The sequence below is a fragment of the Methylotenera sp. genome (genome assembly GCF_030653755.1).
Lineage (GTDB): Bacteria > Pseudomonadota > Gammaproteobacteria > Burkholderiales > Methylophilaceae > Methylotenera.
Window position 1 is genome coordinate 1 of sequence record NZ_JAURYU010000026.1, and the last position, 16,889, is coordinate 16,889.

Sequence of the window (16,889 nt, forward strand, 5' to 3'; positions counted from 1 at the left end):
CAAAGTTTAACGGTATCCCTAAGCATACGTTCTATCTGCACCTGAAAGAGACTGAATATAGATTTAATCATCGACGTGATAACATTTACCTTGAGATACTTAAACTTTTACGAAATAAACCGCTTTAGCTTCCTAAGACCCTTAATGAAATACAAAAACAAACATGCTTACCTATTCATCTAATTCATGTTCAAGAATGCGGCATACCTTTTGCCAGAAATGCCGCATGTAAAAAAAGTTTAATACTAAATGCGGAATGGATTATCTTTATTGATGACGACGAAGAAGCGCTACCTGGCTGGCTAAGTGCTTATGCAAATGCATTAATTAATTGCAAATCAAACGTACTAACTGGGCCAGTAGAATACATATTCCCCGACAATAATGATAAATGGCTGAAAAATAAAGGATTTCCTCTACATAAAGATGGTCAGTTTATTAAATCAGCAGCAACAAGCAACGTCATGTTCTCGACAAAACTACTTACTTCGGATAACCAATTAAGCTTCGATTGTACTATGGCACTTACAGGTGGAAGTGATGCTGATTTCTTTGCTCGCTATATCCACCAAGGCGGCAAGATTACGGCAGTATCAAATGCTCGAGTAAAAGAGCATGTATCACCTCATAGAGTCACTTTAATCTGGCGATTGAGAAGACAAATGCAAAGTAGCGCGAACAGAGTTTATACTAGCCGAAAACTTTACCCAAGCAAAAAAGTTTATATATCTGTATTGCAAGAGGTTTTAAAAAGATTGATACATGGTTCAATTAGAACACTCACCTCTCCGTTGTGGCTAATAGCTGGATATTATCCATTCAAAAAATCCCTCTATCACGGGCTTAGACACTATGCAAAAGCTATAGGTCTCACTTGCGCTTTATTCAACTTGAAAAAACACATAGAGCTATATCGAACTACAGATGGCTACTAGGATAACTTAAGCCAAAACGTAACTTTTATACCAGTCAACAAATTGAGAAATACCGTACTCAATCTGAACCTGTGGTGTGAATCCAATTTCTTTTAACTTTGAAATATCTGCGTAAGTAGACGCTACATCCCCTGGTTGCATTGGTAATATGTTTTTAATTGCCTGCATCCCACATGCAACCTCAATCGCTTCAATAAAACGATTTAAGGAAACGGGGTTACCACATCCCAAGTTATATATTCTATAAGGTGCTGTCACACCCGGCTCCTTATGGATATGAAAGTTTTCATTGGCAGACTCAATGGATTGATGAACTATACTTATTATCCCATTTATAATATCGTCAATATAAGTAAAGTCACGTTCTAAATTACCATGGTTATAGATATCGATAGCTTTATTTTCTAAAATTGATTTTGTAAATTTATAGTAAGCCATATCTGGTCGCCCCCATGGCCCATATACAGTAAAGAAACGTAATCCTGACGTGGGTAAATTGAATAGATGACTATATGTATGCGCTATCAATTCATTGGATTTTTTTGTGGCCGCATATAAACTGACCGGATGATCAACATTGTCGCTCTCACTGAATGGCTGCTTACTATTATTACCATAGACTGAGCTGGAAGATGCATATAAGAAATGGCTAACCTTTGAATGGCGGCAGCCTTCAATCACATTGAGAAAACCTAAAACATTACTATTGATGTAAGCATGAGGGTTATCGATAGAATATCTCACCCCTGCTTGGGCAGCTAAATGTATCACCACATCAAACGTATAGTTTTCAAATATGCTCTCAACAGCCACCTTATTTGACAAATCCAGCTTCACGAAAGTGTAGCGATCAGCACATTCCAACGCTTTTGCAAACTTATCCAGTTCTTTCAAACGGTCATACTTTAGCTTTGGATCATAATAATCATTCAAGTTATCCACACCTATGACTTGATGCCCCAATTGCAACAGAGCTTTCGCCAAATGAAAGCCTATAAAGCCTGCTGAACCTGTAATTAATATTTTTTTCATACACCCAGTTTAACAACCTTATCCATACTTAACATGATTGGGCTGCACATAATTGCGCAACCCAAGTGCTTTGTCCAAAGAAAGCCGATATGTTTAAAGCAGAAAAAATAAGCATTTTTGATGCTAAGCATTCATCAGTCTTGCCCAAACAGATCCCTGCTATACACTTTGCTTTCTACATCCTTGATGTCATCTGTCACTCTGTTAGCAATAATCACGTCAGACATCTTTTTAAACTGGACCAAATCATTAATAACGCTTGATTGAAAAAACTCGGGCTCTGTTAGCACAGGCTCATATACAACAACTTTTATTCCTTTTGCCTTGATGCGTTTCATAATACCTTGAATAGAAGAGGATCTAAAATTATCAGACCCTGCTTTCATCACTAAACGGTAAATACCTACAGTTTTAGGATTGCGGCTCAGTACGCTTTGGGCAATAAAGTCTTTTCTGGTACTATTGGCCGTGACGATAGCCTCGATCAGTTTCTGGGGTACATCTTTGTAATTTGCCAGTAGTTGCTTGGTGTCTTTAGGCAGGCAGTACCCACCATACCCGAATGACGGGTTGTTATAGTGACTGCCAACCCTAGGGTCTAGACATACGCCGTCAATGATTTGTCGTGTGTCCAAACCATGTGAAAGCGCATAGGTATCCAGCTCATTAAAATAGGCCACCCTCATTGCCAGATAAGTATTCGCAAACAGCTTAATCGCTTCAGCCTCCGAGCTATCTGTATAAAGCACTGGGATATCTTGCTTGATAGCAGCTTGCTGCAGGAGCTTTACAAAAATCGTAGCCCTTTCCGACCGCTCGCCAACAATAATGCGTGACGGATAAAGGTTATCGTGTAAGGCCTTGCCTTCACGCAGGAATTCTGGCGAGAATATAATGCCATCAAAATTAAAGCGTTTTTTAAGCTTATCGGTATATCCAACTGGCACCGTTGATTTGATAATAATGACCGCATTTGGGTTGATGTTAATTACATCGCTGATTACCAACTCAATTGAACTTGTGTCAAAAAAGTTGGTTTGTGTATCGTAGTCAGTTGGCGTGGCAATCACCACATAATCTGCATCGAGATAAGCGTCTTGTGAGTCAAGCGTAGCTCTGAGCCGTAACGTTTTGTTTTTTAGATAAAGCTCAATATCTGTATCTTCAATGGGCGAGTGACGCTGATTGAGCATATCAACCTTTTCGGGGTTGATATCCAGCGCCACAACTTCATTATGCTGCGCTAATAAAACAGCATTGGATAACCCAACGTAACCGCTACCTACTATTGTAATTTTCATTGATTTCCCTGCACTTTTTTTAACTCGCAGACACAAAGCATACTCAACAAATGCTTTTTTGTAAGCCAGTCTTTTCTTTAGTAAATTTTAAGTGCTCTCAAACAGTCTGCAAATTGACCAACTGACGCTCAGCAAGATAAGTCAAAATTTGGCTTAACTCGGCATCAATCGTTTGCTTGTCTGTATGTAATGTAATCTCAGCTTGATTAGGTATCTCATAGGGTGAGTCTATACCAGTAAACTCTTTAATGATGCCTTGCCGTGCTTTTTTATAAAAACCTTTGGGGTCACGCGTCTCACACACCGCTAGAGGTGTATCAACAAATACCTCAATAAACTCCGTATCATCAAACATAGAGCGGACCATGTTGCGATCAGACAAATAGGGAGAAATAAAAGCGGTAATGACAATCAACCCTGCATCTACCATCAGTTTAGACACCTCACCAATACGCCTAATATTTTCAACACGTGATAGCTGATCAAACCCCAGATCTTTATTCAGACCATGCCTGACGTTGTCACCATCCAGCAAATAACTGTGAAAACCATGTTTGTACATATAGGCGTCCAATGCATTGGCTATGGTAGACTTGCCTGAGCCAGACAGGCCAGTCAGCCAAATAACGAAGGGCTTTTGATGGTTTAATGCTGCCCTGTCGTGCTTATTAATTTTTTGAGGATGCCAAACAAGATTAGTGCTCATGAATATATCTTTTATGATTTATTTTATAAAGATAATTATAAGCCAATTGTTGCTTACCTAGCTCTACTCTGAGCTAAAACTTCGCTAAAAGTAGCTCTCTTTTTTGCAGTCTATTTTCGTTAATAAAGTTTATGAACGCGTTTGCACTTTTTTCTGGCGAGCAGATTTTATTAGGCCCAGTAAAAACCACGCTCAATGCCCCCAGCCCAGAAATTTCATATCTGGCAAAGTACATGGGGATTTGTTGTTGACTGGCTAACACAAAAAGCGTTGGGCTAATAAATGTAAACTTATCACTTTTATTTTTTGGAAAATCAATATCACAACAGACTATTTTATTTTGATTGAGCGCTTTAACTAACTTGAGTAAACAATACTGGTCTCTATCTATCAGGGTAATCTCTGCGTTAATGCCTGTTCTTTTAAATACCTTGTTTTTCACGTAGTCCTGATCAGCGACTATCGTAGTTACTTGACGCTGATGACTGCTCATAAATTTAGTGGTAAAAGCGAAGCCGTTATGCACTGTAACCACGATAAAAGTAGCATTATTTTTTATTGCATCTATTAAATCTGGATGATGATTGTGAAGAATCTCTGGAACATAGGGATGCCCAACTTTTGCCATGCGCTTCACTAACACTAACAGAAAGTATTCACGATAGCTCAGCTGGTGCCTGTGTTCACAATATTTCACAACCTTGTTTAATAGCTTGCTACTATCTAACTTTTCAAATGTACGGTGAAATACATCTTTTTTAGCTAATTTTTTTAGCTTTAAAAAATACAAAACTAAGACTGCTACCACGCAATCTATGATTTTTTTTGCTGTGTTTCTACGTTTCTTTAAAAAATAACTAATCATCAAATTCAAATATTAGCGATAGATTGAATTAATCGTTTTACATCTTGTAAGTTTTTACACAGTGCAAATCTCTCAACAGGTAGACTGATTTTGAAATAATTATCTATTTGCATCAGTAGATCTAATGTATCAAGACTGTCTAACGCAAGGTCGTCAATTCTCGTTTCTAAACTTAACACCATATCTTTATGCTTAGTTGAAAACTCTTTAAAAACTTTGAGTATATCTTGCTCTAATTGTGCTTCAGTCATGAAAGCTCACCTTAATTGTGTTGTATATGTTGAATACGTTGTCGAACTCTCTACGGCTTACGTCATGAAGTTGAATTGTACTGTGTGTATTTGCAAACGCAGCAGCGATTAAACTCCATATTTTTTTGCCTATTGGCATACCCAAACACACATGGCGTCCAGCACCGAAATACAGCTGAGAGTATGAGGGCTCATCGCTATCAGCATAACCTGTAGCGTCTAGATACAATCTGAACCTTTGGCCTGCTTGAAAAGCCTGCCCCTCAAGGTTTAGAGGTTGCGTGAGTATCCTTTCAATTACGGGTACACCAGTTACAGAGATATCACTTGGCCAAGACATATTACTCAGAGCCTGCCCTGGATGGGTGAGCAACACATTCACTATTGATTCGGTAAGTGTTCCTAAAAGCGAATCAACACCTAATGCCAACATTGAGACTCGAAAATACTTTTCATCTAAACTTAAATCATCGGGTAACGAGTTAATTAACTCAGCAATAATGTGATTAATTTTGATGCGTTTAGTGAGCGGTAATGTTTCATCTAAAATCTGAGAAATAGAATCCGAAAAGGATAGTTTAGAGAATTCAATATCTAGTAATATTGCAAAAAAATGCTGAATACTAGGCATCAATAAATCGTCATGTAGATTAAAAACAATGCCTGCTTCATCCTGAAGTGCTTGAAGTTTTATTGTAAAGTTTAGATTAAAACTTTCTAGCGCAGCATCTCCATTTAGCATTAATTGGCGAGCATGGCGTTTACGTATCGCCTTATGAGCCTCACCCTCTAGCGCTACAGGAAAATATTTTACCAGCGTAATATTATGCTCAAGATCTACTGGTATTCTTTCAATAATTTTTTCTACTGAGTACGTCGGCACTTCGAACTGTCGGTTAGCCAAGATTGCTTTAATAAGTGCAGCGTCAGTACAAATCCAACGATTTAACTCATTTGACCACCAAAGCTTTTCTTTTTGTTGATAAATACTTAACTTATCTTGTCTTCGATGTATGGTGTAATCAGAATATTCTTTTTGCATATTTTCAAAGACCTTAAACCTGATTTAGTGAATTATTGCTTATTGTACAGGCTAGTATCAATCATATTGATGATAAAGTTGCATCTTATTTCTTTATTAAATATCATTAAAAGAAAATTTAATAAAACCATATAAAGCATTAATAAGCCCCGCCAGTAAACTTCTTAATATCCCTAAGCTGCCGTTTAGTCGGGCGCCCCGTCCCTCGATCTCGTTGCGCAAAATCATGCTCGCCAGTAAGTTTTGCATTTTCACGCTTGGCAATACTTTCTGTAGTTTCGGAATACAGTAGTGCAGCTTCTGGTGCGCCTTTGCGTATATTAGATAATGCTAGAACATTGACTTCAATTTCAAAATCTCGGTTACGGATATGAATCACTTGGCCGATATGCACTTCTTTTGCAGGTTTTACACGGTCGCCATCCACATGGACTTTGCCAGTATCAATGGCAGTGGTAGCTAGGCTACGTGTTTTAAAAAAACGGGCAGCCCAGAGCCATTTATCTAGCCTGCATTTGCTATCAGTTTCATTTGCCATTGGTAATGATTAAACGTTAGTTATGTGATTTTAAGCAGATCTTTTAGGTAGGTTGGTTTCTAGTATTTTCTTGAAATCATGAAGCACAACTTCTGCAAGATCATTTACTTCCTGCAAGCTACGACCTGTTAGATACAAAATACCATCGGCGACATTATTCATGGTGGCGATGTGAAATTGACCATTTTCAACCGCTTGAATCACTTCGTCACTGAGCATGAGATGGCGCATATTGCGCTCTGGCATCAGCACACCTTGCTTACCATCTAAGCCAATTTCTTTACACACTCTGAAATAGCCTTCAATTTTTTCATTAAGGCCTCCGACTGGCAGCACTTCGCCATGCTGATTAAGTGCGCCAGTGACGGCGATACCTTGTTTAATTGGCACTTGTGTGAGCGATGAAAGTAATGCAAATAGCTCTGCACATGAGGCTGAATCACCATCCACACCGCTGTACTCTTGCTCGAATACAAGAGAGGCTGTGAGGTTAAGTGGATTCAACAGTGCAAAGTTAGCATGTAGCCAGCTTTGTAAAATCATGACGCCTTTATCATGTGTAGGGCCACTCATACTCACTTCACGGTCAATGGTCAGCACACCGCGGCTACCAGGATAGCAATTGGCAGAAATGCGCACAGGTGAGCCAAAGCTTGCTTCAGATAAATCGATATGTGTTAGGCCGTTAATTTGGCCGATACATTCGCCATGCACACTAATAATGAGCTCTTTATCTACAATAGAGTCTCGCATATGTGCCTCAATGTAACTGTGGCGTGCATATTTGCGCTGTATGGCTGATTTTACGTCTTCTACTTCTACCAATTCTGCACCACGCAGGTTAGCTGCTGCTGCACTTTCTAAAAGCAGTTTTTCAAGCACTGCAAACTTGGTACTGAGCCTTGTTTGATCTTCAATTAAGCGATGCATTGCTTGTAATAAAACAGCGACCGCTTCTGCGGTGACGTGACAGCAGTTATGTTGGCGGCACTTATGGGCAATAAATGATGCATAAGCCGCATAGTTCTCAGGGCTGGCTTTTACTTGGTCAGCAAACTCTATTTTGATGGGGAAGAAATCAAAAAAGTCTGGCTTTACACTTAATAGCTCATAGTAATCTTCACGGGTGGCTATCAATACAATTTTGACTGAAACTGGTATTGCCGCTTGTGCACTAATCAGGCTACTACCTTGATTACCACTACTGCTTAAGTCTTCAATTTGCAAGGTGCCATTTCGTAAGAATCGGTGCAATTTTTCAAGGATATGTGTGCCATTTTGTTCATCAGCAAGAATGTCACGCAAATGTAGTAATAACGTACCGCCATCAGCGCGCATTAGATTGCCTGCTCGTAAACGCATAAAATCAGGGATATTACTAGCTTCACTTGCGCCTTCTATACCGCCAAATAAAGACTGTAAACTGGGGTCATTATCATAAAGCACTGGTGCATGTTGTGTTGCATGGTGTTCTACCAACACGTTGGCACGATAGCGGCCGAAGAAGCTTTCAGAGATGAGTGCTTCAAGGTTACTTTCACCATCAGCACTTGTCGTGGGCTGTATATTTTCGAGTGTCTCTAATATATCTTTTTGTAGCGCATTAAAATAATGCGTTGGCATTTTGTCTGCATCGATCAAAGTAAGGCTGGCTTTAACTGTGCTCAACTGCCCTTCTAAGAAAATCTGCAAGGGTGCAATCGAGTTTTGCTGCACTTTGGCTTCTAATAAGCTTGCAAGGTCTTTGGCAAAAACGCGTACAAAACTATCCAACGCTTGTTTTAACTGTACACCTGCCCCCGCTGGCAACTTGATAAACAGGGGCTTTCCGTTGCCGTCAAACTGGTATAGTGCGACTAAATCACTTGCTGCTGACCACTTTTTTGCAGCATCATGCATCACGCTGGTCATCAGGGTAGTTCGACCAGACCCAGGTTCACCCAAAGCAAGCAAATTAAAGCCAGATTGCTGAATGCTTAACCCAAACTCAGCCGCCTTTTTAGCCTCTGCTTGGGCTACCCATGCTTGATATTGGGCGTTATCGTGTTTTTCAACAAGCAGTTCTGATGTGTCAGCAAAGTTGAATTGCTCCAATGCCACATTGAGAGTTAGCTGTTGAGGTATTAATGTTTTTTGCATATTATTTTTCTATATTCCAACGGTCACGAGCCATATCATCTGCTGATTTTGCCTCTATCCAATGTTCACCTTTTGAATTAGCTTCTTTTTTCCAGAATGGTGCTTCTGTTTTGAGATAATCCATCATAAATTCACAAGCTGAAAACGCATCTCCGCGATGCGCACTGCTCACTACCACCAGCACTATTTGATCGCTAGGTTGCAATGTGCCAACACGATGCACGACTAAGGCATCGAAAATATTCCATCGTGCTTTTGCTTGATCAATAATCGAACTTAAAGATTTCTCCGTCATGCCTGGATAATGCTCAAGGGTGAGCTGTGATACTTCATCGCCCTCGTTCAAATCGCGCACCAACCCTACAAAGCTGACAACCGCGCCAATATCTTTACGTGATTGACGTAGCTGATTGATTTCTAGACCGACATCAAAATCTTCTGTTTGCACCCTTACTGTCATCTAAGCATCTCTAAAACAAATCATATAAACCCTACATTTGTAGGAGCGGTCATTGACCGCGAAGGGGTTTTATTAGCCAAGTTCGCGGTCAATGACCGCTCCTACTATAAGACAGTTAACCGCCAGTGACTGGTGGGAAAAACGCCACCTCATCACCATCGTTAATCAGCGCTTTATCATCTACAAGCTCATGATTAATGGCTGCACGGACTTTAAGCTTACCCATCAACATTTGCCCCCAAACATCACCACGTTTAGCGAGTAACGCTTTTAATTTCAGAATGGTGAATGATTCATCTGGTAGCTCTAAATCTTCTGTAGAGTACTTCAGTGTTTCTTTAAGTCTTGCAAAGTAAAATAGTTTAATTTTCATTTAGTTAATCTGTTTTATCATCAATAATATCTAATAAATCGGGTATGTTTTTAGTTAACTCTACACGTTCGATTTGTGCAAATCTTTGTGAAATCTTCTGGCTAGAGATATGCACATCCTGCGCATTTTCATGTGCTTGCCTGATGTTATCAGCAAGCTTTTTCATGCGCAGATCAAAACGCCCAAAATCTTTGCTGAGTTTACCCAACTCCTCTTTAATGACATGTACCTGTTTACGCGTTTCAACGTCTTTTAACACGGCACGGGCAGTATTAAGCACTGCCATTAAGGTGGTAGGCGAAACCACCCACACGCGTTTATTCATGGCATATTCAATGACATCGGCATGATAGGCGTGCAGCTCGGCAAATACAGCCTCCGCAGGAATAAACATTACTGCACCATCTGAAGTCACATTAGAAATAATGTATTTAGTTGCAATGTCATCTACATGCTTTTTAACATCGGATTTAAATTGCTTTTCAGCAATAAGTTTTTCTGCATCACTTAGTTTGTTATCTAACATGCGGTGATAGTTTTCCAGCGGAAATTTACTATCTACCGCCACCACGCCAGTAGGCTCAGGTAAAAACAACGCACAATCAGCACGCGTACCATTTTCAAAAGTATGCTGCATTGCAAAAGAATTCACTGGCAATACGTTACGCACTAAGGCTTCTAGCTGCACTTCACCAAAGGCACCTCGTGAGCGTTTATCTCCTAACAACTCCTGCAAACTCACTACATTAGTGGTTAAGCCATCAATTTTCTTTTGCGCTTCATCAATGGTTGCAAGGCGCGCCATGACATCCATAAAGGTTTGATTGGTTTTTTTGAAGCCCTCATCTAAGCGCTCAGATACTTTGCCACCAATTTGCTCTAATCGACCATCTACAGATTTTGTTAAGCCTTCAATACTTGCAGTAAGCTGAAAAGTCGCGTTGCGCATAGTTGACTGGATTAACTCCTGCTCAGCCTTACCCTGCTCTGCCAAAGTCGTGTGTAGCTTTTCCAACACGGTTTCACGTGTTTGAGAAAGACTGTTGTTTTGCGCTAATTGTAGCGTCTGCATCGCATCACGCGTTGCCTGTAACTCAGTGGCCACACTATTGCGCAGACGCTCACTGGTTTCATTGGTCGCACTGCTTAACCTGTCACCAAGTTTATTTAAGCCATCGTTAAAATCAAGCAACATCGCTCTATGCTTTTCTTCTAGCTGTTGCAGTATCAAGATATTGCGATCAATTTTACTTTCTCGCCACATCTGCAATAAAAGCAACAAAAGAATAGCCAATGAAATAATTAATATAATGATTTGTACCATAGGCTAAATTATACCCGATGCTTGTTTAGGCGCCTTATAAAATCACTTATAAAATAGTTTGCGTGCGTAACTTAGTAAGCATTAGAGATTGATACTTAAAGTCAAAATTAGCAAAAGTTTTCAAAAGACCATTTTTAAAATACTTCAGATTATGCCAAACTTAAACCTATTATTAATCTTATTAGGCTTATCGTGCTTAAACTCAAACTACTATTAAACCAGTGGCTAACTTACATAATCCGCAGACTACACAACAGCTTTTACTTGTATTTAAGTGCATTGCTCACTGTGTTGGTTTTATTAGACGCGAGCGTGTTTCACGTAGGTGAAAACATGCGAGACCGCGCGTTTGATATGATGGTAAAGAACCGCATTATGGCGCCAAAGCCAGATGCTGACATAATAATTGTTGATATCAATGAAGCATCATTAAGCGCCATGTCCGCTGAATATGGTCGCTGGCCCTGGCCAAGGCAAGTATTAGGCGAGTTTTTAGAAAACATTGAAGCGCAACAGCCCAAAGCCGTGGTGTTTGACATACTGTTTAGTGACGCAGATGTTTATAACCCTGATAGTGATGCATATTTTGACGAAGTGATTGCCAGTACTCAAAATACCTTTTTCCCGATGCTAAGGCTTTCTGAAGCGAATGACCACTTAAGCCAGGTCACACCTGACATGATTCCAGGTATTAAACGCACTGGGCTAATCGCAGACTTAGACACTGCCACTAAACCCATTGCAATCGTTCTACCGCATTTTGAAGCCGCGCTAAACTCAAATCACTTAGGCACCCACAACATATACCCAGATAAAGACGGCATTGTGCGTGAATACAGGCTCTGGCATGATGAAAATGGTTGGGTCCTGCCATCCTTACCTTTAGCTGTCGGGAATTTTGTAGAGAATAGCTCAGACAGTCTTCCACAAAACATGCTCATTAATTGGCGTGGCAAACCCTTTACCTACCAGTTTGCAACCTTCAGTGATGTTTACGCAGATATGGCGAGCAAAGTGAAAAAACGCCCACCTAATGAGTTTAAAGACAAAATTGTGATTATCGGCTCTACAGCACCTTCGTTGTTTGACCTTAAAGCAACAGCCATGGCAAAAGCCCACCCTGGGGTAGAAATACTGGCAACTGCGATTGATAACGTTAAACACAATGATTATTTAAAAGTTTGGCGCGGGAAAACACCTTATATACTCATGAGTCTGACATTGGTTTGGCTAACTGCACTGGCGTTTTTCCGCAATGTAGACCGAGACAAAGTAACAACCATTTTCGGTAGTAGCCAAATTATACTGATTACGCTTTCTTACCTTGCGATTAACTTTACAAACACTTACTTAGATTTAACTGGCCCGATTGCTTGGGCAATTATGTATTTTAGTGTGGCAAAAATATATGCACTAGCGAACGACCGCGCTATGCAACGGCTATTAGCAAATGACGTTGAATCAGGCAAAAAAGGTGCGGCGATTCTGCTCATGCCAATTGTGTTTGAAACACAAGAACCACTAAGTGATAGCATACTCAAAAAACTACAACATAAAATTGAGCATGAACTGCATCAACAAGGTACTGCACACCAACAAGGTACTGTAGAAATTTTAAAAGGTACACAAAGTGGAATATGGGGTCTATTTAGCGACATGATTATCGTCAACTGGGCTTATCGTCATGATGATGAGGTTGCTGCGACTAAAGCTGAACAAAACGCCAAAAAGCTTGGGGAGCAACTCAATCAACTCGTACAGAATACAGGTATACCTAGTAATACAACTGTGCGTTATATACTGCATGCTGGCACACTCAACACAGCAAAACCGATGGCAAACCAATGGCGAGGTTTGTTTGCTCAAGCCATTATCAAATTAGATATATTAGAAGGTGAAAACCAATGAAACATTACCTAAAACACGCGTTAATCACGACCAGCTTAATCCCTTTACTTTACGTAGGCATGAGCACTGCCGCTGAAAAAGGCAGTGCGCTTAAAAATGATAGTTTGCGCACGGAGCCATATGCCGATGCAAAAATCACTGGTAGCTTTGTACGTGGCGAAAGTTTAGACATCATTAAAAAACAAGGCGCCTGGCTACAAGTCAAAGCAAAAAAAAGCTCAGGCTGGGTGCGCTTACTTTCAGTGAAACGTGGTGCGGCAACAAGTAGCAACCAAACTGCTGGCGTACTAGCTGTGGCTAGCGGTCGCGCAGGTACAGGACAGGTAGTATCAACAACAGGCGTACGAGGCCTGAGTGAACAAGAATTAAAAGCAGCTAAATTTAATGAAGAAGAAATTAAAACATTAGAAAGCTACACATTAAGTGCAGAAAAAGGCCGCGCCTTCGCCAAGGCGGGTAATTTAAACAGTATAGCTTTTAAGAACTTAAAAGAAGTGAAAGGTGGTGCTCAATGAGCCCGAACCAAACAATCAAAAACATCACTACAACACACCAACACCGCCTCATTTCATTCTTAGTCGCAGGCTTATTAGGCCTTGCTAGCCTACAAAGCGCGGCATTTGATTTAAAAGGTGCGCTCAAAGATGCTGTAGAAAAAGAAATTGGCCAAAAATCAGAAAGCCAAGCAAGCCCCACTGAGGCTAATAGCAACACTGAAAGTGCTAAACCTAATCATACAACAACCAGCTCAGAAGCAGCGTTCAACTGGAAAAATCCCAGCACCGCAGAAGAAATCAGCCTTGGACGCGAAATTGCAGGTAATTTACTAGGTGCAGCGCCACTAGTAAAAGATGCAGCACTACAAAAATATGTAAACTCGGTAGGTCGCTGGGTTGCATCACAATCTGAACGTCCAGAGTTACCTTGGCGCTTTGGTGTGATTGAGAGTGACGATTTAAATGCGTTCGCAGCACCTGGTGGCTACATTATGCTCACCAAAGGCCTGTATCGAAAACTGCAAAATGAAGCACAACTTGCTGGTGTATTAGGACACGAAATTGCCCATGTAGTCAAAAAACACCAGCTCAAAGTATTACAAAAACAACAGCTTTTGAATATTGGCGCTGGATTTTTAAGTGACAAATATGCAAAAGATAATGCCGTCATTAGCAAAGCGATTGGCAGTGGCGCAGAAATCAGTGCTAGAAGCTTAGACAAAACGGCCGAATACGAAGCTGATCGATTGGGTTTAAGTTACGCAACACGCGCAGGTTACGAACCGTATGGCTTGACTGATGTATTGCAAACGTTGGGGCAATCAAGCAATGGTGACTCAAGCGTTGCTTTGTTATTTAAAACCCATCCACACCCAGATGAAAGGCTCACTGCTTTAAGTGAATCAGTTGGTGGACAACTCGACAAAATTAACAACGGAAAAACACTGGAAAAACGATTCTATCTACTTAAATAAATAGACTATGGTGAATATAGCCACGTCTCCACCTAATGATCAAGAGTATTGATTATTAGATGGGGTTTAAGTAAAGATAAAAGTGCTTTGTTTGATTATGCTCAAACAAAGCACTTTTATTGGTTTAGCCGTTTGACATATGAATATATAGGGATAAGAATATCCTTAATATGGTTGAGGATTATTTTATGGCAACGAAGCAAAAAGAGAGTAACCCAAGTAACGCTTTAAAAGAAGCGACCACAAAGCCAGCTAGTGGCTTCTCAAAGAAGAGTAAAGTGTCATCAGGTGACACTGCGCCAGATAATAATGTCGACAGTATTGAAAACTTCGCCGTCAATGAAAACATAGTTGCGGCTCAAGAGGGTAAATTCGAGGCAGTGCAGGATATTATTCAACGCATTTCTAGCAATGATTTATCAACGCTCCCCGACGCATTGCATACCATTTTAGAAGGCGCATCACCCGACGATGCGGCCGCGCTAAGTAAAGCGCTAAGTGTGATTAAAGACGCCAATACGATCAAATCAAGGTTACGTAATGATCAAGCATTAGCTAAAGACTGGCGAGATGGTGGGTACCCATACCAAAACCTGCTCTCACGAAAATCTTACGAAAAACAAAAATACCACCTACAAGTAGAATTACTAAAGCTACAGGCTTGGGTCAAAGAAACAGGTCAGCGTGTTGTGATTTTATTTGAGGGACGTGATGCGGCAGGCAAAGGTGGCACAATCAGGCGATTTATGGAACATCTAAACCCTCGTGGTGCGCGCGTAGTTGCGCTTGAAAAGCCTAGCGAAGTCGAACGAGGTCAATGGTACTTTCAGCGCTACGTTTCTGAACTGCCAACCGCTGGTGAAATTGTATTATTTGACCGCTCTTGGTATAACCGTGCTGGTGTAGAACGTGTCATGGGCTTTTGTAACAATGATGAGTATCTCGAGTTTATGCGTCAAGCGCCAGACTTTGAACGTAACCTCACGCGGTGTGGTATTCATGTGATTAAATTTTGGTTCTCTGTCAGCCGTTCAGAGCAACGCAGACGTTTTAAAGAGCGAGAAATGCATCCACTCAAACAGTGGAAGCTCAGCCCCATCGACTTAGCCTCACTCGACAAATGGGACGACTACACTAAAGCAAAAGAAGCGATGTTCTTTCATACAGATACCGCTGATTCACCTTGGACCGTGATTAAGTCTGATTGTAAAAAACGGGCACGCCTTAATGCGATGCGCTATGTATTACACAAACTGCCCTACACAAATAAAGATATTGACGCAATTGGATCATTAGACCCATTACTAGTAGGTAGAGCTCACATTGTTTATGAGCGTGGCGAGCACAATCATATTATTCTCTAATGTTTTATAATTTAGGAAGCGCTACTAAGTGTTAATACAACATTAACGCTTAGTAGCGCTGTCAACACTGGTAATCAAGATAATCAAAGGAGTTAATTTAAATCAGATCGCGTGCACGAAGCTCAGCCTTAATATACGCATAATAAATAGGTGCGGCTACAATTCCTATTAAGCCAAAAGCAGCCTCCATACACAACATTGCAATCAATAACTCCCATGCATTGGCACGAATCTGATTCCCAACAATACGTGCATTTAAGAAGTATTCAAACTTATGAATAATCACTAAATAGAACAAAGAGCCAAGTGCGACAGCAAGGGACTGACTCAAACTCACCACTACAATGACAGCATTTGAAATTAAATTACCAATCACTGGAATTAAGCCAACCACAAAAGTAATGGCAATCATCGTTTTAACCAAGGGCAAATGTACGCCCATTAAAGGTAGTACCACTGCTAAATAAATGGCCGTAAAAAACGTATTAATCGCTGATATCCGTATCTGAGCAAATACCACACGTTTAAAAGCATCACTCAGCAAAGCACAACGGGCATACAATGCTCCAGAAAATGGCTTAAAGTGCTCAACCGATACAGCCTCACGTAGCGCCAACATACCACCCACAATCATACCAATTAGAATATGTGCAGTGACACGCCCCGCTTCTTTACCTACCACTTGCAACTCATCGGCATGGCTACGTAGCCATGTAGTTAACATCTCTTTAAAAGTAATGGCATCAGCAGGTAAATGCGTTAATAGCCAAGCAGGTAGTATTTTTCGTGAATCTTCTAGTATTTGTGCCATTTTAGCCAACAACACAGTCAAACTGCCCGCATCAGATCTCAAAAACGCTATTAAACCTGCACCTGCCAGTGAAAGTAAGCTCACAATAATAAATACTAAAATACCTACTGCCCAAAGTTTAGAATAATTACTTGGCCGCTTACTAGGAAATTTACGTGAAATATAGGGCGTAATCATGTGTACCAACTGATACACCAGTAGACCTGCCATCAATGCTGGCAACAGGCTAAATTTCAGCACACAGAACAAGGCAAATCCAGTCAACACCCATGCTGATATTTCATAACTAGTTGCTGCTTGCACTTGCGCTGATTTGACCATATTTACCTTAAGAATTGATTATATTTTGATACTAAGTATCAACAAAAA

General features: G+C 40.5%; 17 protein-coding genes and 2 pseudogenes. 7 read left to right on the forward strand and 12 right to left on the reverse strand.

Translation table 11 applies throughout. The features are described 5' to 3' along the window. The 3 genes and pseudogenes from Q7U33_RS04825 to Q7U33_RS04830 all read left to right on the forward strand — a co-directional run. A pseudogene (locus tag Q7U33_RS04825) lies at window positions 1-128 on the forward strand (IS1595 family transposase); the annotation flags it as partial. 45 nt (window positions 129-173) lie between these two features. Next, a pseudogene (locus Q7U33_RS12060) lies at window positions 174-434 on the forward strand (glycosyltransferase); the annotation flags it as partial. Window positions 435-518: 84 nt separating this feature from the next. Further along, window positions 519-935: a hypothetical protein gene (locus Q7U33_RS04830; protein ID WP_304858460.1), complete on the forward strand. Its 417-nt coding sequence runs from the start codon at window positions 519-521 to the stop codon at window positions 933-935. A gap of 6 nt (window positions 936-941) precedes the next feature. Here Q7U33_RS04830 and Q7U33_RS04835 read toward each other — a convergent pair whose 3' ends face one another. The 11 genes from Q7U33_RS04835 to Q7U33_RS04885 form a co-directional block, all read right to left on the reverse strand. Next, window positions 942-1,967 (reverse strand): NAD-dependent epimerase, encoded by a 1,026-nt coding sequence (locus tag Q7U33_RS04835; RefSeq protein WP_304858461.1) that lies wholly within the window; start codon window positions 1,965-1,967, stop codon window positions 942-944. Between the two features lie 134 nt (window positions 1,968-2,101). Then, the gene (locus tag Q7U33_RS04840) at window positions 2,102-3,268 is read right to left on the reverse strand and encodes a nucleotide sugar dehydrogenase (RefSeq protein WP_304858462.1); all 1,167 of its coding nucleotides are present in this window, start codon (window positions 3,266-3,268) and stop codon (window positions 2,102-2,104) included. 97 nt (window positions 3,269-3,365) lie between these two features. Further along, window positions 3,366-3,974, reverse strand: coding sequence for an adenylyl-sulfate kinase (gene cysC, locus Q7U33_RS04845; protein WP_370651985.1), 609 nt, complete (start codon window positions 3,972-3,974; stop codon window positions 3,366-3,368). Window positions 3,975-4,047: 73 nt separating this feature from the next. Continuing rightward, a complete protein-coding gene (locus Q7U33_RS04850; protein WP_304858463.1) occupies window positions 4,048-4,602 on the reverse strand; it encodes a hypothetical protein in 555 nt (184 codons plus the stop codon). Window positions 4,603-4,844: 242 nt separating this feature from the next. Further along, a complete protein-coding gene (locus tag Q7U33_RS04855) occupies window positions 4,845-5,090 on the reverse strand; it encodes a phosphopantetheine-binding protein (RefSeq protein WP_304858465.1) in 246 nt (81 codons plus the stop codon). Beyond that, on the reverse strand, window positions 5,083-6,132 hold the full coding sequence (locus tag Q7U33_RS04860; protein ID WP_304858467.1) for a hypothetical protein: 1,050 nt from the start codon (window positions 6,130-6,132) through the stop codon (window positions 5,083-5,085). Before Q7U33_RS04860 ends, Q7U33_RS04855 begins: the two co-directional genes overlap by 8 nt. A 139-nt stretch (window positions 6,133-6,271) precedes the next feature. After that, complete coding sequence (locus tag Q7U33_RS04865; RefSeq protein ID WP_304858468.1) at window positions 6,272-6,670, reverse strand: RNA-binding S4 domain-containing protein; 399 nt, start codon at window positions 6,668-6,670, stop codon at window positions 6,272-6,274. Window positions 6,671-6,700: 30 nt separating this feature from the next. Further along, window positions 6,701-8,809 carry a Lon protease family protein gene (locus tag Q7U33_RS04870; protein ID WP_304858471.1) on the reverse strand — a complete coding sequence of 703 codons (2,109 nt, stop codon included), beginning with the start codon at window positions 8,807-8,809 and terminating at the stop codon, window positions 6,701-6,703. Window position 8,810: 1 nt separating this feature from the next. Next, window positions 8,811-9,269, reverse strand: coding sequence for a molybdopterin synthase catalytic subunit MoaE (moaE, locus tag Q7U33_RS04875; protein WP_304858472.1), 459 nt, complete (start codon window positions 9,267-9,269; stop codon window positions 8,811-8,813). A 115-nt stretch (window positions 9,270-9,384) separates the two neighbouring features. Next, entirely contained in the window at window positions 9,385-9,642 is a 258-nt protein-coding gene (moaD, locus tag Q7U33_RS04880) for a molybdopterin converting factor subunit 1 (protein WP_304858473.1), read from the reverse strand. 4 nt (window positions 9,643-9,646) lie between these two features. Beyond that, the gene (locus Q7U33_RS04885; RefSeq protein ID WP_304858475.1) at window positions 9,647-10,966 is read right to left on the reverse strand and encodes a DNA recombination protein RmuC; all 1,320 of its coding nucleotides are present in this window, start codon (window positions 10,964-10,966) and stop codon (window positions 9,647-9,649) included. Window positions 10,967-11,158: 192 nt separating this feature from the next. On the opposite strand from Q7U33_RS04885, the gene Q7U33_RS04890 reads away from it, so the two are divergent. The 4 genes from Q7U33_RS04890 (at window position 11,159) to ppk2 (ending at window position 15,709) form a co-directional block, all read left to right on the forward strand. Beyond that, window positions 11,159-12,874 (forward strand): CHASE2 domain-containing protein, encoded by a 1,716-nt coding sequence (locus tag Q7U33_RS04890; RefSeq protein ID WP_304858476.1) that lies wholly within the window; start codon window positions 11,159-11,161, stop codon window positions 12,872-12,874. Continuing rightward, window positions 12,871-13,389 carry an SH3 domain-containing protein gene (locus tag Q7U33_RS04895; RefSeq protein WP_304858477.1) on the forward strand — a complete coding sequence of 173 codons (519 nt, stop codon included), beginning with the start codon at window positions 12,871-12,873 and terminating at the stop codon, window positions 13,387-13,389. Before Q7U33_RS04890 ends, Q7U33_RS04895 begins: the two co-directional genes overlap by 4 nt. Further along, entirely contained in the window at window positions 13,386-14,345 is a 960-nt protein-coding gene (locus Q7U33_RS04900; RefSeq protein WP_304858479.1) for a M48 family metallopeptidase, read from the forward strand. The genes Q7U33_RS04895 and Q7U33_RS04900 overlap by 4 nt, the downstream gene beginning before the upstream one ends. Window positions 14,346-14,533: 188 nt before the next feature. After that, window positions 14,534-15,709, forward strand: a complete 1,176-nt coding sequence (ppk2, locus tag Q7U33_RS04905) for a polyphosphate kinase 2 (RefSeq protein ID WP_304858480.1) — start codon at window positions 14,534-14,536, stop codon at window positions 15,707-15,709. 97 nt (window positions 15,710-15,806) lie between these two features. Here the strand turns inward: ppk2 and Q7U33_RS04910 are convergent, their stop codons facing one another. Then, entirely contained in the window at window positions 15,807-16,841 is a 1,035-nt protein-coding gene (locus Q7U33_RS04910) for an AI-2E family transporter (protein ID WP_304858481.1), read from the reverse strand. Window positions 16,842-16,889: the final 48 nt, after the last annotated feature.

Bases quoted from the DNA above. Each gene is read 5' to 3' on its own strand.
- Q7U33_RS04865 (WP_304858468.1), bottom strand. From the start codon at position 6,670: ATGGCAAATGAAACTGATAGCAAATGCAGGCTAGATAAATGGCTCTGG.
- Q7U33_RS04910 (WP_304858481.1), bottom strand. From the start codon at position 16,841: ATGGTCAAATCAGCGCAAGTGCAAGCAGCAACTAGTTATGAAATATCA.
- Q7U33_RS04895 (WP_304858477.1), top strand. From the start codon at position 12,871: ATGAAACATTACCTAAAACACGCGTTAATCACGACCAGCTTAATCCCT.
- Q7U33_RS04900 (WP_304858479.1), top strand. From the start codon at position 13,386: ATGAGCCCGAACCAAACAATCAAAAACATCACTACAACACACCAACAC.
- Q7U33_RS04885 (WP_304858475.1), bottom strand. From the start codon at position 10,966: ATGGTACAAATCATTATATTAATTATTTCATTGGCTATTCTTTTGTTG.
- Q7U33_RS04840 (WP_304858462.1), bottom strand. From the start codon at position 3,268: ATGAAAATTACAATAGTAGGTAGCGGTTACGTTGGGTTATCCAATGCT.
- Q7U33_RS04860 (WP_304858467.1), bottom strand. From the start codon at position 6,132: ATGCAAAAAGAATATTCTGATTACACCATACATCGAAGACAAGATAAG.
- cysC (WP_370651985.1), bottom strand. From the start codon at position 3,974: ATGAGCACTAATCTTGTTTGGCATCCTCAAAAAATTAATAAGCACGAC.
- moaE (WP_304858472.1), bottom strand. From the start codon at position 9,269: ATGACAGTAAGGGTGCAAACAGAAGATTTTGATGTCGGTCTAGAAATC.
- Q7U33_RS04855 (WP_304858465.1), bottom strand. From the start codon at position 5,090: ATGACTGAAGCACAATTAGAGCAAGATATACTCAAAGTTTTTAAAGAG.
- ppk2 (WP_304858480.1), top strand. From the start codon at position 14,534: ATGGCAACGAAGCAAAAAGAGAGTAACCCAAGTAACGCTTTAAAAGAA.
- moaD (WP_304858473.1), bottom strand. From the start codon at position 9,642: ATGAAAATTAAACTATTTTACTTTGCAAGACTTAAAGAAACACTGAAG.
- Q7U33_RS04850 (WP_304858463.1), bottom strand. From the start codon at position 4,602: ATGGCAAAAGTTGGGCATCCCTATGTTCCAGAGATTCTTCACAATCAT.
- Q7U33_RS04830 (WP_304858460.1), top strand. From the start codon at position 519: ATGGCACTTACAGGTGGAAGTGATGCTGATTTCTTTGCTCGCTATATC.
- Q7U33_RS04870 (WP_304858471.1), bottom strand. From the start codon at position 8,809: ATGCAAAAAACATTAATACCTCAACAGCTAACTCTCAATGTGGCATTG.
- Q7U33_RS04835 (WP_304858461.1), bottom strand. From the start codon at position 1,967: ATGAAAAAAATATTAATTACAGGTTCAGCAGGCTTTATAGGCTTTCAT.